Annotated in this window: 14 protein-coding genes; 3 read left to right on the top strand and 11 right to left on the bottom strand. The window is 54.7% G+C overall.

Translation table 11 applies throughout. The features are described 5' to 3' along the window. Positions 1–81: 81 nt before the first annotated feature. The 3 genes from ABIE48_RS33910 to ftsE all read right to left on the bottom strand — a co-directional run bounded on the left by ABIE48_RS33910 (position 82) and on the right by ftsE (position 3,042). Complete coding sequence (locus ABIE48_RS33910; RefSeq protein ID WP_192716918.1) at positions 82–1,377, bottom strand: murein hydrolase activator EnvC family protein; 1,296 nt, start codon at positions 1,375–1,377, stop codon at positions 82–84. A gap of 77 nt (positions 1,378–1,454) precedes the next feature. Then, on the bottom strand, positions 1,455–2,366 hold the full coding sequence (ftsX, locus tag ABIE48_RS33905; RefSeq protein ID WP_076174530.1) for a permease-like cell division protein FtsX: 912 nt from the start codon (positions 2,364–2,366) through the stop codon (positions 1,455–1,457). Next, positions 2,356–3,042, bottom strand: coding sequence for a cell division ATP-binding protein FtsE (gene ftsE / locus ABIE48_RS33900; protein WP_192716919.1), 687 nt, complete (start codon positions 3,040–3,042; stop codon positions 2,356–2,358). Before ftsE ends, ftsX begins: the two co-directional genes overlap by 11 nt. A gap of 213 nt (positions 3,043–3,255) precedes the next feature. On the opposite strand from ftsE, the gene ABIE48_RS33895 reads away from it, so the two are divergent. Further along, complete coding sequence (locus tag ABIE48_RS33895) at positions 3,256–4,695, top strand: VanW family protein (protein WP_192716662.1); 1,440 nt, start codon at positions 3,256–3,258, stop codon at positions 4,693–4,695. A 115-nt stretch (positions 4,696–4,810) separates the two neighbouring features. On the opposite strand, the gene ABIE48_RS33890 is transcribed toward ABIE48_RS33895, so the two are convergent. Continuing rightward, positions 4,811–4,966 carry a hypothetical protein gene (locus ABIE48_RS33890; protein WP_163882621.1) on the bottom strand — a complete coding sequence of 52 codons (156 nt, stop codon included), beginning with the start codon at positions 4,964–4,966 and terminating at the stop codon, positions 4,811–4,813. Positions 4,967–5,133: 167 nt separating this feature from the next. Here ABIE48_RS33890 and ABIE48_RS33885 point away from each other — a divergent pair, with 167 nt between their 5' ends. Both ABIE48_RS33885 and dnaN read left to right on the top strand, forming a co-directional pair. Continuing rightward, the gene (locus tag ABIE48_RS33885) at positions 5,134–5,379 is read left to right on the top strand and encodes a hypothetical protein (RefSeq protein ID WP_354520527.1); all 246 of its coding nucleotides are present in this window, start codon (positions 5,134–5,136) and stop codon (positions 5,377–5,379) included. A gap of 9 nt (positions 5,380–5,388) precedes the next feature. Further along, positions 5,389–6,516, top strand: a complete 1,128-nt coding sequence (dnaN, locus tag ABIE48_RS33880) for a DNA polymerase III subunit beta (RefSeq protein ID WP_354520525.1) — start codon at positions 5,389–5,391, stop codon at positions 6,514–6,516. Between the two features lie 109 nt (positions 6,517–6,625). On the opposite strand, the gene ABIE48_RS33875 is transcribed toward dnaN, so the two are convergent. The 7 genes from ABIE48_RS33875 to argF form a co-directional block, all read right to left on the bottom strand. Then, on the bottom strand, positions 6,626–8,158 hold the full coding sequence (locus ABIE48_RS33875; protein WP_076174539.1) for an MDR family MFS transporter: 1,533 nt from the start codon (positions 8,156–8,158) through the stop codon (positions 6,626–6,628). Positions 8,159–8,195: 37 nt separating this feature from the next. After that, positions 8,196–8,933: a cytoplasmic protein gene (locus tag ABIE48_RS33870; protein WP_192716665.1), complete on the bottom strand. Its 738-nt coding sequence runs from the start codon at positions 8,931–8,933 to the stop codon at positions 8,196–8,198. Between the two features lie 115 nt (positions 8,934–9,048). Further along, complete coding sequence (locus tag ABIE48_RS33865; RefSeq protein WP_192716666.1) at positions 9,049–9,774, bottom strand: polymer-forming cytoskeletal protein; 726 nt, start codon at positions 9,772–9,774, stop codon at positions 9,049–9,051. 4 nt (positions 9,775–9,778) lie between these two features. Continuing rightward, positions 9,779–10,414, bottom strand: coding sequence for a YhbD family protein (locus tag ABIE48_RS33860; protein WP_192716667.1), 636 nt, complete (start codon positions 10,412–10,414; stop codon positions 9,779–9,781). Between the two features lie 236 nt (positions 10,415–10,650). Continuing rightward, entirely contained in the window at positions 10,651–12,054 is a 1,404-nt protein-coding gene (argH, locus tag ABIE48_RS33855) for an argininosuccinate lyase (protein WP_089549762.1), read from the bottom strand. A gap of 109 nt (positions 12,055–12,163) precedes the next feature. Continuing rightward, positions 12,164–13,396, bottom strand: a complete 1,233-nt coding sequence (locus ABIE48_RS33850; RefSeq protein ID WP_192716668.1) for an argininosuccinate synthase — start codon at positions 13,394–13,396, stop codon at positions 12,164–12,166. A 26-nt stretch (positions 13,397–13,422) separates the two neighbouring features. Beyond that, complete coding sequence (argF, locus tag ABIE48_RS33845) at positions 13,423–14,379, bottom strand: ornithine carbamoyltransferase (protein ID WP_192716920.1); 957 nt, start codon at positions 14,377–14,379, stop codon at positions 13,423–13,425. Between the last annotated feature and the right edge of the window lie 17 nt (positions 14,380–14,396).

The following is a 14,396-nucleotide window of genomic DNA, read 5'->3' as shown; positions in this document are numbered from 1 at the left end:
TTTTATTTTCCGGCCGAACCTCTTATGACCAGACTTAACCATCCTAGTATATGTTCGGCTTGTACGGAATATTTATACGGTCTACAGATACGGCATCGGGTCCACAGGCGTTCCATTCTGACGGACTTCAAAATGAAGGTGAGGCCCCGTGACTTGTCCCGTTGCGCCGGATTCTGCAATCACCTGACCGCGGCTGACATGCTCGCCTACCTTTACTTTAATACCGCCTTCACGTATATGTCCATAGAGGGTCCACATTCCGTCCCCATGATCGATGATGACACAGTACCCGTAACCGCTCCACCATTCGGCCAGCGTGACGGTTCCTGTTTCAGCGGCGTGGATCGGCGTTCCCTGCGGAACGGCAAGGTCCACCCCTTTATGCATCTTGCCGACTTCCCCCGTAACCGGATGGACTCTTCGGCCGAAAGACGAAGAAATGCGGGCTCCGCTAACCGGCATATACAGCGGTCCGCCGCTGCCCGAGAAGCCGCCCGAGCTTTCAACCGTCGTTGTCGCGCTCCTCTTCTTAGCCGCTGCCGCAGCTGCTGCAGCCGCTCTCTTCGCAGCAGCCGCCTTGGCTGCCGCCGCCCTTCTCGCCGCTTCTTCAGCCTTCAGCTTGTTTTTCTCCTGCTCCAGGGAAGCACGCTTGCTGACAAGCGTGACGAGCAGCTGATCCTGCTCTTCACTGGTGTCGTCGGATTCTTCAATCTTCTGGTCGTACTGTGCGATCAGAATCTGCTTCTGCCGCTCGTTTTCAGCCAGAATGGCCTTCTGGTCTTCCATCTGGGCATACAAATCCTTGGCTTTGGCGTAATCCGACTCCAGTTCCTTTTTCTTAGCCAGCACCAGCGCCTTATCCTTCTTGTGCTGCTCCAGCAGGTCCTTGTCTTGGTCTACGAATTCCTTAAGAGCGTCTGCCCGCTCCAGGAAATCGGAGAAGCTGGTCGATGAGAGCAGCACCTCCAAATAGGATACGTTGCCGTCGGTATACATAAGCCGTACCCGGGACTCCAGCATTTTCTCCCGCGACTGGATCCGCTCTTCGGCGGCATCCAGCTCGGCTGCGGTCTGATGGAGCTTGTCCTGCGTATCGTCAATTTGAACCGTCAATTTGGTCATCGTGTTGCTCACCGTACTAATCTGGTTCATAACGTACTGCAGGTTTTGGGTCGTTTTATTTTTGTAATGCTGCGCTTCCTGCTTCTGAGCTTCCGCCTTGCTCTTTTGCTGCTTGGCGGTCTTCGCCTGCTGCTGCAGCACTCTCAGTTCATGGTCGATATCATCGACCGTTTTTTTCTTTGCCAGACCTTCCGAAGGCTGAAATACAGCCGCTGCGATCATAACTACGGCCAAACATGTGGCGATCTTTTTCAACTTGCGTTCCCCGTCCTTTTCCAAAAGTTTCTCCTGTATAACCAAGACTCTCCGTCAGCTGCTTATCGTTCTTGTTCTTATACCTTCAAAAATTTGCGAATAGATAGGGTCGTTCCCCACATGCCGATCAGCACGCCGAGGACAATCAGTAATCCTCCCCACTGCCACAGCTGGCTCAGCGGGAGAAGTGACATCTGGAGCGTAAAATCCGAGCCGATGGAGGCGGCCAGCCGGTCATAACCGACGAACAGCAGCGCCACCGTGATGACGGACCCAATCAGTCCGATCAGGGTGCCTTCCACGAAGAACGGCCAGCGGATAAAATAATTCGTCGCCCCGACCAGCTTCATAATGCTGATTTCCCGGCGGCGGGCGAGAATCGTGACGCGAATGGTGTTGGAGATCAGGAACATCGACATGACGGCGAGGCCGGCCACGAAAATAAACCCGATGTTGCGTACCAGGCGCGTCACTTTAAACAGCGTTTCGATTGTGCCTTTGCCGTACTTCACTTTCATGATCGGCTGCTCCGTATGGCTCGTGTTCAGCGCCTCGATCTTCTGGGCGACGAACGGAACCGTCGTCGGCTCGATCACCTCGACCATAATCGTGTCCGGCAGCGGGTTGTTATCCTTGCTGAAGCCTTCCAGCAGCTCCTTCCCCTCGTCTCCCATACTGTTGCGGAAATCGGTGAGGCCCTGCTCTTTGGAAATGAACTGCACCTTGCTGACCTCCGGCATCGCGGAGATTTCGTTCTGCACCTTCTCGCGCAGCTTCTGGTCGACGTTCAGGTTGAGATAAGCGCGGATTTGCACTTGTTTATCGGCCTTGTCGGCCAAAGCGTTGACATTGAGCACCAGGATGATAAATACCCCGAGCACGAACAGGGATACCACGATGGAGGTAACGGAGGCCACGGTCATCCACCCGTTGCGGAAGATGCTGTTAAACCCGACCCGCAAATGCCGCAGAAAGGTGTTAAAAGTCATATCCGTATTCCCCTCTCTGCTGGTCGCGTACAATGTTGCCGTGCTCGATCGCGATGACGCGCTTGCGCATCGTGTTCACGATCTCCTTGTTGTGGGTGGCCATGACGATGGTCGTTCCGCGGAAATTGATCTCATCAAGCAGCTGCATGATGCCCCATGACGTTTCAGGGTCCAGGTTGCCGGTAGGCTCGTCCGCAATAATGACCGCCGGGTTGTTCACAATGGCTCTGGCGATCGCGATCCGCTGCTGCTCCCCCCCGGACAGCTGCGCCGGAAGGCGGGCGGCTTTGGACTTCAGTCCAACCAGATCCAGCACCTCCATCACGCGCTTTTTCATCTGCCGCTTCGGCGCTTCGATGACTTCCATGGCAAAAGCCACGTTTTCATATGCCGAAAGCGTCGGAAGAAGGCGGAAATCCTGAAAAATGACGCCGATATTCCGGCGCACATACGGAATTTTCCGCTGCTTCAGCTTGCCGATATTAAAACCGTTCACAGAGATCTGCCCTTTGGTCGGCACTTCTTCTCTATAAATAAGCTTCATGAATGTCGATTTGCCTGCGCCGGACGGTCCGACGACGTATACGAATTCGTTGCGGTCGATCTTGACCGATACGCCTTGCAATGCATGGGTTCCATTCTGGTAGGTCTTCCACACGTCCTGCATTTCAATCACTTCGTTCATCACTTCCTAATTACATAATCAGCCATTATAAATTCGACACATTCCAGCTAATTCCTTTAAAAAAGCGTAGGAATCATCACGATGTGTTTCATTGTAACAAAATTGTTACCTTTTGAGTACCCGAAATTTTTCCACTTTGCCTACATATATATGGAAAGACAGCATCAATCACGATGAAGAGGAAGCGAAAGAGGTGGGAACCCTATGAAAAAAATTCATTTGAGCCTGATCATTATCGCCAGCATCCTGCTGATCGGTTCCGTCACCGCCGGGTGGGTACATCTTTATATCGGACAAAACACCCTTCCGGATAAGATCCAGGTTGCCGGCTACCCGCTCGGAGGAAAAGATTCAGATGAGGCGCTTAAGCTGCTGGACGCCCGACTCAGACAGATGGAGAGCATTCCCTTGACGCTGTCCGTGGCCGCCAAAGGCATTCCCGATGCCCAGCTGACGCTGAAGGAAGCCGGCGTTTCGTTTGAAGCGGACGCCTTTAAAGAGGCGGTTGCGAAGCTGCATGAAGGAAGCTGGCTGGACCAGCTGAAATACCGCTGGCATTTTCAGACGGACTGGAACATCGTGCCCCACTGGGACATTTCCGCGCTGAAGGAGAAATTTACACCGGAGTGGGAGCAGGATCACTTCGGCCTTCCGGTGGAAGCCACACGGCGGATCTCAGGGAAAGACGAGGTCGTGTACACGCCGGAGGTTTCAGTCTCGCGGATTGACTGGAACACGCTCAAGGAGCAGATGACAGCGCTGATTCCGAAGGACTTCACCCTGATTGCCGGCGGTGAAAAGCCCAAGCTCAGCCTGGACCTTCCCCTGTACCGGATGGTGCCGAACGTCACGATCAGCAGCCTCAAGGAAGAAGGAATCGAGCGAAAGATCATCGAGTTCTCCACCGGGCTCGGTTCGAGCGGGCCGGGAAGGGTATACAATGTCGATTCCGCAGCCAAAGCGGTGAACGGCATGGTGCTGAAGCCGGGTGACGTGTTTGACTACAGCAAGGTCATTGCCAAGGCGGAGGAAAAATACGGGTTCCAGGAGGCGCCGGTCATCCTGAACGGGAAGCTGGTGCCCGGTGTAGGCGGAGGCATCTGCCAGGTGTCCAGCACCGTGTACAATGCGGCGGTCCGGACCGGGCTTGAAATCGTCGAGCGGCGCAACCATTCCCTGCCGGTCAGTTACCTGCCGAAAGGGCAGGACGCTACGTTTGCCGAAGGCTCGATCAACTTCCGCTTCCGGAACAATACCGGGAAGTCGCTGCTGATTCAGGCCGAAGTCAAGGATCGGAATCTGATCGTCAAATTTTTTGGCACCTTCCCGAAAAATGTCACCTATGACCTCATGTCCCGCACGGTCGAAACACTCCCGGTCACCGAGAAGTTCGTGCAGAATCCGACCCTTCCGGTCGGCGGCCAGGAGATCCTGCAGAGCGGCAAACCCGGCTACGTCGTCGAGACCTATCAAATCAAGAAGGTGGACGGCAAGGAGGTATCGCGCAAACGCATTTCCCGTGATACGTACCGCCCGCAAAACCGGCTGATCGCGGTCCATACGGAAGATTCGGGAGAGGGCGGCCCCGCTCCAGGCTCTGAAGAGCAAATCGTGGAGGACGGCGTAAGCGGGCCGAACTTCTGAGGGCAGATGAAGGGCAGCAATGGATTGTCAGCTATCATCCAAACGAAGCAAAAGGGTGCCTCCGCCGGTTTAACGAAACCGCTGGAGACACCCTTTTTATAATCATATGTGAGCTCTACTGAATAATCCCGATCCGGCGCGCCTGCTCCTCCGTCAAAATGTACTCCTCGCTCGGCCACACTTCCTCCTCGGCCTCGACGCCAAACATCTTCATGACTTCGCCCCAGATGCCCTTCTCTACCGCTTCCGCCTGCGTAATAATGATTTTCATGACGCTCACTCCTTTTCGGTTCTTTTACCCTTTTATACCCCGTTTTGGGTAGGTTGATTCGCTTGGCGCAAAAAGGAGTGCTTCTTGCCCAACACTTTCGAACTGTGATAGATTAATATTAGAAAATATTTGAAATTGGTTACCTTATTCAAATAGGAGGCATGATCATGGAGCCGCGCAACAAAGTAAAAATCGGCATCCCCGATAAGGAAGGTCAGCTGAGCTTCATGTTTACCCGAGGCGGAGCGCGCCGAGGAGCAGGCAGAAAAGGGATCGGGACGACCCGCAAAGTATCGTTAACTTTATCCGAGGCAACATGGAGCCGCCTTGATGCCTATTGTGACGACAATCAGTTTACTCGGTCCGAGGTTCTGCGTGGAATGATCGAACATTATTTTTCCGACCAAAATTAAAAGAAAAAGGTGACGCCCGTGTTGGTCCGTATCCCAGGTGATCTTCTGGCTCAAACCGTTCAACAGGTTGCCGTCGCAGCTTCGGTATCCTCAGCACAACCGCAGAACTCTATGATTCATTTACATACGAGTCTGAATGGACTGACTCTTGCATCAGGAACAAGCTCGGGAATGGTCATTCAAGCAAGGCTTCCACTCGATGAGGGACACTGTCAAACGGAGTCCATTGCCGTGCCTTCGCGTCTATTTGCGGACATGATTCGCAAGCTGCCTGCCGGAGTGGTGACCCTGGAAACACAGCCGCCTTTCCTATTAAAGATTAGCTCAGGCAGTACTGTATTCCGACTCTACGGAATGGATCCGGAGGATAGGAGTTCCGTTCCAGACCTCGGAACCCACCTTTTGGATGTGGAGCTATCGAGCTCTCAATTTAAAAAAATGGTTCAGCAGGTCGTTTTTGCATCCGCCAGATCCAATGAAGCCAGGCCAGTATTAACCGGCGCCCTGTTTCACATTGCAAATGGCTCAATGAAGCTGATGGCTACAGACGGTGTGCGCCTGGCTTCATGCACAACCCTTCTTGACCGCAATCTGAGCAATGAAGTTGAGGCCATCATACCTTCCGCATATTTAAAGCATGCCTCCAAACTGCTATCCGGAGAGAAACTGCGGCTGTCCTTCAGTAACCACCGGATGGTGATGCAGAATCATAATCTCACGGCATACATTCCTCTAATGACCGGATCCTTCCCGCCAATGGAAACGATGACCAACGCCACATATGTAACAGAAGTTCGGGTTTCCTCAGCAGCCCTTCTCAGCGCGATCGAGCGGGTTAATTTGGTTGCAGGCGGACAAACGGTTCTGCTGAATGGAACACCCCATTCCTTGGAATTAAGCTCCAATACGCCGGAAGTTGGCGATGTTCATGAGACTACTCCTGTGCAGGACTTTCAAGGGGAGCCATTTCGTATTGCTTTCAACGGGAAGTATATGCAGGACATCATACGTGTAATTGACAGCGAATGGATCAGTATTCAATATGCAAGTCCTTTAAAACCCCTCATTGTTACTGCCGCTTCTAAAAATGAGTCCCTGGTTTATCTAATCACTCCGCTAAGGACTAGAGCTACATAGATAGAAACAAGCACCATGAATTGCAATCACCTGCCAAAATAAAGAAGAAGCCAGGGCACGCCCCAGCTTCCTCACTTCCAACAATGCAAGCTTTCAAATCACGGTTTCATTAATGATGCGCCCCATCTTTACGCGCTCCCGGCCCCATCTGGGACATTTGCAGCCGTGATCCGCCCATCAGGGAGACCGAAACGAGCGCCAGAGCCGCCGGTATCACGGCCCACAGGAACGCATGGTCCACGGAGACGGACAGCGCGCTGCTGATCTTCTCCATGACCGGTGCCGGAATAAGCGCTCTGCGCTCCGGCGAGAGCATCTGCTGCGGATCCATCGTGGCCGGCATATTCTGGCCGGAAGCTCCGCCCAAGGTGCTGCTCAGCCGGTCATGGAAGTCATTTCGCTGGATGATGCCGAAGATCGTAATCCCCACCGTCATTCCCAGCGAGCGCAGGAAGGAAATCGTCGAGTTGGCCGAGCCCCGCTGTCTGGCGTCCACACCCTGGATGGCCGACATCCCGAGCACGGAGAATGAAAATCCCATCCCGAAGCCGGCGACCAGCATATAGATGGACAGCATCGTCCGCGTCGTCTCCGGCGTAATCGTACCGAGCAGCAGCATGCCGCCGCCGAATATGACTGCCGATAGGATCATGACGCTGCGGAACGACATTTTGGTGGACAGCATGCCGCCTACTTGCGAGGCAACTACGGAACTCAGTGTCATCGGAAGTAGTATCAACCCGGAGTTAGTTGCATTTCCACCCATGACCCCTTGCACGAAAATCGGAATGTACACGGCTGCGGTAATGAAAGCCGCCCCATAGAACAAAGCCGCTGCGCTGCTGAAGGCGAACAGTCTTTTGCGGAACATGTCGTAGGACACGATCGGTTCGGCCACCTTGGCCTCCACGGCCAGGAAGACGATCATCAGCACGGCAAACGCGGCGAACAGTCCGATAATGACCGGTGAATCCCAGGCATATTTGCTGCCGCCCAGCTCCAGCGCGAACATCAGGCTGACCACGGAGCCCACCAGCGTAGCGGCTCCCCAAATGTCGATCTTTTGCTTGGAATGCTCATGGGACTCATGATAGAACAGCACCACCAGCAGAAAGGCTGCAATGCCTAAAGGGAGATTAATATAGAAAATCCAACGCCACTCCAGATAGTCGGTGATATACGCTCCGAGAAGCGGCCCGAACAAGCTCGACACTCCGAATACGGCGCCAAACATGCCCGCCATCTTGCCTCTGGACTCCACCGGGAAAATATCAAACACGATCGTAAATGCAATCGGCACCAGTGCCCCGCCGCCGATTCCCTGAATCGCCCGGTAAATGCTCAGCTCAGTAATGCTGTGCGCCGTCCCGCACAAGGCCGAACCCAGCAGGAACATGATGATCCCGAATACGAAAAATCTTTTCCTTCCATACATATCGGACAATTTGCCGAAGATCGGCATGCCGGCCATCTCTGCCACCATATAGGCGGAGGTGACCCAAACGAATTGGTCCAGACCGCCCAGCTCGCCGACAATCGTCCCCATTGCGGTCGAGACGATCGTGTTGTCCATCGCGGCGATCAGCACGCCGAGCAGCAGACCGGCGACGATCAGACCCAGCCTGTTCTTTTTCTCTGCCATATCACGCACTACCCCTTTATGTTATTTGTAAAATATCTTATCCCAGCCGGACAAACCGGCCTACGCTTGCCGCCGTGTCCTGCTTGAATTCGTCCGTATATTCCACCAGTCCGATCTCGCATCCGCTCCCGATGTTCACCCTTCTGCCCCGGACGACGGCAGCCTTGGTGTTCTCCAGATAAACGACGTCGCCTTCAATGCTATCCGCGCTCAGATCCCCGCCGTCGTAATGGGAAGTCATCTTCCCGAACAGCGGAATCTCCAGCCCTTTCTTGACGGTGATCTTGGCACCTACGAGCTCTCCAATCCGGCTCGGTCCATACATTTTGATCTCGACGTTTTCGCCGTTCAGCATGCCCGGGACTTCTACTACGCCCCGCACGAGCAGCTCCTCCGTCTGGCCGGACGCCGCCCGGAGACCGCCGTTGATCTTGACGAAATCCGAAGACACATTGCCGCCGACGGCCAGCTCGCCGTTAATGCTGATGCTTTTCAACTGCAAATCCCCGGACACGCTTACCTCGCCCTGAGACTTCAACAGTCCGCCCTGAAGGTTCTCTCGGACGTTCAGCGTTCCGTTGACGGATGCGGTTTCCGCGATCAGGGAGCCGTTCACCTGAGCCGTACCCAGGCATTTAAACAGCCCGCAATCCGCCGTACTGCTGATTTCCGCGTCACCCATAATTTTGACCTGGTTAAAGGTTCCGCCTCCCGAGCTCCCGCTGCCCGTTATTTTGATATCGCCAAGCCCTTGGCGGTTTCCATTTGCCGTCATGACCTTTTCCTCCCTTATGAATACCCGGTCGTCCGAGCATTCCCTGAATGTTATCTAATGCACCCCTGTTGGGACTTTGCTCTATTGCTGCCTAGCAGCTGGTTTCAGCGCAGATTCAGATCTGCTTCGTCGATCCGACCTGAGCGTCTCCGTCCCGCTTGAAGTCGACCTTGTATTCGACTCTGCCGATTTTGCAGCCGGGGCCTATCCTTACTTCGCTGCCGCGGACGACATCCGCTTCGGTATATTCCAGGTCCACGAAGTCCCCTTCAATGAGATCGGCCTTCAGGCGGTTGTTGAAGACCGGGGCCAACTGCAGCAAAATAGGCGCTTTCTTCAATCGGCGCACGGTAATATGATCCCCGCCAATTTCCTTGGCTTTGCTGGCCAGGCTCATCTTCAAGTCGATCTCGCCGGCATTCACCAGCCCATCCACGTTAAAGCCGCCGTGAACCGAAAGCACCTCGCACTGCACGTCCCCTCTCGACTTCAGGCTGCCCGACACTTCCACTTTCTCGCTGTTGAGCCCCTTTTCCAGGGTGACCTGGCCGTTGATCGCAGCCGATTCGCTGCAGCGGGTCATCTCTTTGACCGATCCCATGCCGTCCAGGATCAGACGTTCGGCCGATAAATTGCCGCCGATCGACATCGTCCCGTTGATCTTGACCGTTTCCCCAAGCACCGAACCCGAAATGTTCAGGGTGCCGTTGGAATCCAGCGTAATGCAGTCGATATCTCCCTTCACCTTGCTGATCCCGTCAATCCTAACCGTTTTATACACACCGGACGCCACCGTCCCGATGCCCGACATCGACATGTCATGTCTTTGTTCCCGCTCCATCGCCTCAAACCTCCGATTGATTGATTTTTAATTTCAATTCCTCGATGCAGCCCCTTAAAGGCAGGCGGAACACCCACTTGGCATCCCGGTCCACATATACATGCTCGGTAGTCTCGATTAGCAGCAGCAGCGGCACGCCCATTTTGCGGACGAGCGCCAGCTCGCACGGTTTGCTGGCCACCTTGGCGTAATGATCGCGCATGAGGGATAGCAGCATCTTGCCTTCATCCCGGGTTATTTCTCCGCTCTTCAGCAGCTTCTCCAGTACATAGACCGAGAGAATGTCGGCGAACGTCAGCACGTCCTGCTTCCCCAGCTCCTGTTCAAACAGATCCAGCGTCATATTTGTAACAATGTTACGTTGTAAAAGCTCGCCGGGGGTGATCGATACTTCACCGGAGCTCGGCGAAAACACATCGGCCAGCTCGTCGAGGGACAAACCGTCCTTCATATTGATAATGCGGTCTATGCGCTGCAGTATTTTTTGCTTCGGAAAAAAGGTCTCCTGTCCCGTGAAGGAAGACTTGCGGATAAACCATTCCTCGGGAATGAGGTTTTTCCGCTTCCAGCGGTACAGCTGTCCATAGGAAATTCCGGTCAGCTCCAGCAGATCCTTTTTGGAAATCTCTTCTTCGTTCATTGCACATCCTCCTCGCAGAAATAATGTAACATAACATTGTTACGTTGTAAATACGGCAAATAAAAAATATGGTGGACCTAACGAAAAAAGACACCTCCACAAGGGAAGCGCCTTTTTCTATCTGCTATTTCTGATCTGCAATTTATTATTCCGCTGCTAAAAATAGTCCGTCTGCCTGAAGTCCAGATTGAAGCCCAGATCAGACTCAACCAACTCTTTACGGTATCGGCTATCGCTTATACGTGCTCGGCAAGCCACTGCTCTGTCATGCTGAGCAGCACCTCACCGCGTTTAATCGCTTCCGCCACCTGATCCGTCGCCGTGCCTCCGTACACATTGCGGGCGTTCACGACAGTTTCCGGCCGCAGCACCTCGTAAATTGTATCGTCGAACAGCGGCGAAAACTGCTGGAACTCTTCCATCGTCAGGTCAAGCAGGTACTTGCCCTGCTGGATGCAGTACAGCACCGTTTTGCCGATGACTTCATGTGCCTGGCGGAACGGCAGCCCTTTGCCCACGAGGAAGTCGGCGATGTCCGTCGCGTTCGAGAAGTCCTGGTTGACCGCTTCGCGCATGCGGCTCTTGTTCACCTTCATCGTGGCGATCATCGGCGCAAACAGCTGCAAGGCTCCCTCCAGCGTGGCCACCGTGTCGAACATGCCTTCCTTGTCTTCCTGCATATCCTTGTTGTACGCCAAAGGCAGCGACTTGAGCACCGTAAGAAGGCCCATCAGGTTGCCGTACACGCGGCCGGTTTTACCGCGAACCAGCTCCGGCACGTCCGGGTTTTTCTTCTGCGGCATGATGCTGCTGCCGGTACAGAAGGCGTCGTCCAGCTCGATAAAGTTAAACTCCGTGCTGCTCCACAGCACCAGCTCTTCGGACAGGCGGGAGAGATGCATCATGATGATGGACGCGTGGGACAGGAACTCCACGATAAAATCGCGGTCGCTGACCGCATCCAGACTGTTCTCGTAGACCCGGTCAAATTGCAGCTGCTCCGCCACGAAATGGCGGTCGATCGGGAACGTCGTCCCGGCCAGGGCGCCTGCGCCAAGCGGCAGGACGTTGATACGCTTGTAGCTGTCCATTAGGCGCTCAATATCACGCTGGAACATGGAGACGTACGCCATCAGGTGATGGGCGAACAGAATCGGCTGCGCCCGCTGCAGATGCGTATACCCTGGGATAATCGTATCCAGGTTGTCCCTTGCTTGTCCGATCAGCGATTTTTGCAGCTCATGCAGCATGCCGGCCAGCTCGACGACCCGCTTGCGCAAATACAGGTGCATATCGGTCGCCACCTGATCGTTCCGGCTGCGTCCCGTATGCAGCTTGCCGCCAACCGGGCCGATCTCGGCGATCAGATTTTTCTCCACGTTCATATGGATGTCCTCGTCCGCCACCGAAAACTCGATTTCGCCGCGGCGGATTTTGTCCAGCACGGTTTGCAGTCCCGCCTTGATCGTCTCCACGTCTTCCTGCGGAACGATTCCGCATTTGCCCAGCATCGTCACATGAGCCAGGCTGCCTTGAATATCCTCCTCGGCGAGCGCCTGGTCAAAACCGATCGAAGCCGTATATTCGTCTACCAGATGGTTGGTCTGCTTCGTAAAGCGCCCTCCCCACAGTTTGCCCACTATCGTTCTCTCCCCTCTTGCTTGACAGCAGAGGGCCGCTCCTTCCCGTGACCGACAAGGAACGGCCTCCCTACGACATGCTTGTGCTATTGATTATATCATGGAAAAATTATTTGTTCTGTGCCACACCTGTGCCGACTTTAAGACGCAGGGCGTTCAAATGGATGAAGCCGGTAGCATCCCCTTGATCGTACGCTTGGGTCGGATCGGCTTCCATCGTGGCGATGTCCGGGTTGTACATGCTGACCGGGCTCTTCACGCCTGCGGCGATGATGTTGCCCTTGTACAGCTTCACGCGCACCGTACCGGTCACGTTCTTCTGACTTTCAGTCACGAGCGCCTGCAGTGCCAGACGTTCCGGTGCGAACCAGAAGCCGTTGTACACGAGCGTGCTGTAACGGGTGATCAGGCTGTCGCGCAGGTTCATCACTTCGCGGTCCATCGTGATCGACTCCATTTTGCGGTGCGCGGTGAACAGGATCGTGCCCCCTGGCGTTTCATACACGCCGCGGCTCTTCATGCCGACAAAGCGGTTCTCCACCATGTCCACGCGGCCGATGCCGTGCTTGCCGCCGAGCTCGTTGAGGCGCTCCATTACGGCCAGCGGGTTCAGCTTCTCGCCGTTAATGGCGACGCAGTTGCCCTGCACAAAATCGAGCTCCACGTATTCCGCCTCATCCGGCGCATCTTCAGGAGACACGCTGAGCAGGTACATGTCTTTATTTTCCGGAGCGCTGGCATCGAACCAAGGATCTTCGAGCACGCCGCTCTCATAGCTGATATGCAGCAGGTTGCGGTCCATCGAATAAGGCTTCGCCGCCGAGGCCGTAACCGGAATGCCGTGCTTCTCGGCAAAAGCAATCATTTCCGCGCGTCCCGGAAACTCGTTACGGAACTCCTCAAGACGCCATGGAGCGATAACTTTGATGTCCGGAGCCAGGGCCGCAGCCGCCAGCTCGAAACGCACCTGGTCGTTTCCTTTGCCCGTTGCGCCGTGTGCAATCGCGGTCGCGCCTTCCGCGCGGGCGATGTCCACCATGCGCTTGGCGATCAGCGGGCGCGCAATGCTCGTGCCGAGCAGGTACTGCCCCTCATACAGCGCCCCCGATTGGAACATCGGGAAGATAAAATCCTGTGCAAACTCGTCGCGGAGATCGTCAATGTATACTTTCGAGGCGCCGGTAGCCAGTGCCTTTTCTTCCAAACCGTCCAGCTCTTCCTTCTGTCCGATATCGGCCGTAAATGCGATGATTTCGGCATCATACGTTTCCTTGAGCCACTTCAGAATGACCGACGTATCCAGACCTCCGGAATACGCCAATACGATTTTTTCTTTTGCCATGTCTTAACTCCCTCTCCTGACTAATCTTAACCCATCAATGCGGCCATCAGCGCTTTTTGCGCATGCAGACGGTTTTCAGCCTGGTCGAAAATAACCGAGTTTTTGCCGTCGATGACCCCTTCGCTCACTTCTTCCCCACGGTGTGCCGGCAGGCAGTGCATGAACAGGTAGTCTGCCTTCGCCAGCTGCGCCAGCTTCTCGTCGACTTGATAGTTTTGGAACGCCGCCTCGCGGACCTTCTGCTCTTCCTCAAAGCCCATGCTGGCCCATACATCGGTATAAATGACGTCCGCGTTCTTCACCGCTTCTTCCGGACTGTGCGTAACGACGATCTGCGCGCCGCTCTCCTTGGCAATCTCTTGGCTTGCCTTCACCACGGCCGGATCCGGGGTGTACCCTTCCGGACTTGCGATTGATACGTTCACGCCCAGCTTGGCGCCACCGATCATCAAGGAATGGGCCATGTTGTTGCCGTCGCCGATGTAGGCGAGCTTCAGGCCTTTCAGTTGGCCCTTGTGCTCATAGATCGTCTGGTAATCCGCCAGCACCTGGCACGGATGCGCCAGATCGCTAAGGCCGTTGATCACGGGAACGGAGGCGTATTTCGCCAGATCCGTCACATTGTGATGCCCGAAGGTGCGGATCATGATGCCGTCCAGATAACGCGACAGCACCTGCGCCGTATCGCTGATAATTTCTCCGCGTCCGAGCTGAATGTCGTTTTTGCTTAAAAAGAGCGCGTGGGCTCCGAGCTGGAACGCCCCCACTTCGAACGATACCCGGGTACGGGTGGATGATTTTTCGAAAATAAGTCCGATCGTTTTGCCCTTCAGCGGCTGGTATTCCTCGCCGTTCTTCTGCTTGCGCTTGAGTTCGATCGCCAGATCGATCAAGTACTGAATTTCCTCCGGCGTATAATCGTCGAGCTCCAGCAGGTCTCTTCCCTTCAGGTCGATATCCTGCAGCAGCCCGGTTTGGCTCAACATCGTTACGTCCTCCT

Source organism: Paenibacillus sp. OAE614 (genome assembly GCF_040546645.1).
Lineage (GTDB): Bacteria > Bacillota > Bacilli > Paenibacillales > Paenibacillaceae > Paenibacillus_AQ > Paenibacillus_AQ favisporus.
Note: the sequence above shows the minus strand (reverse complement) of the source record. Positions and strands in the feature narration are given on the sequence as shown.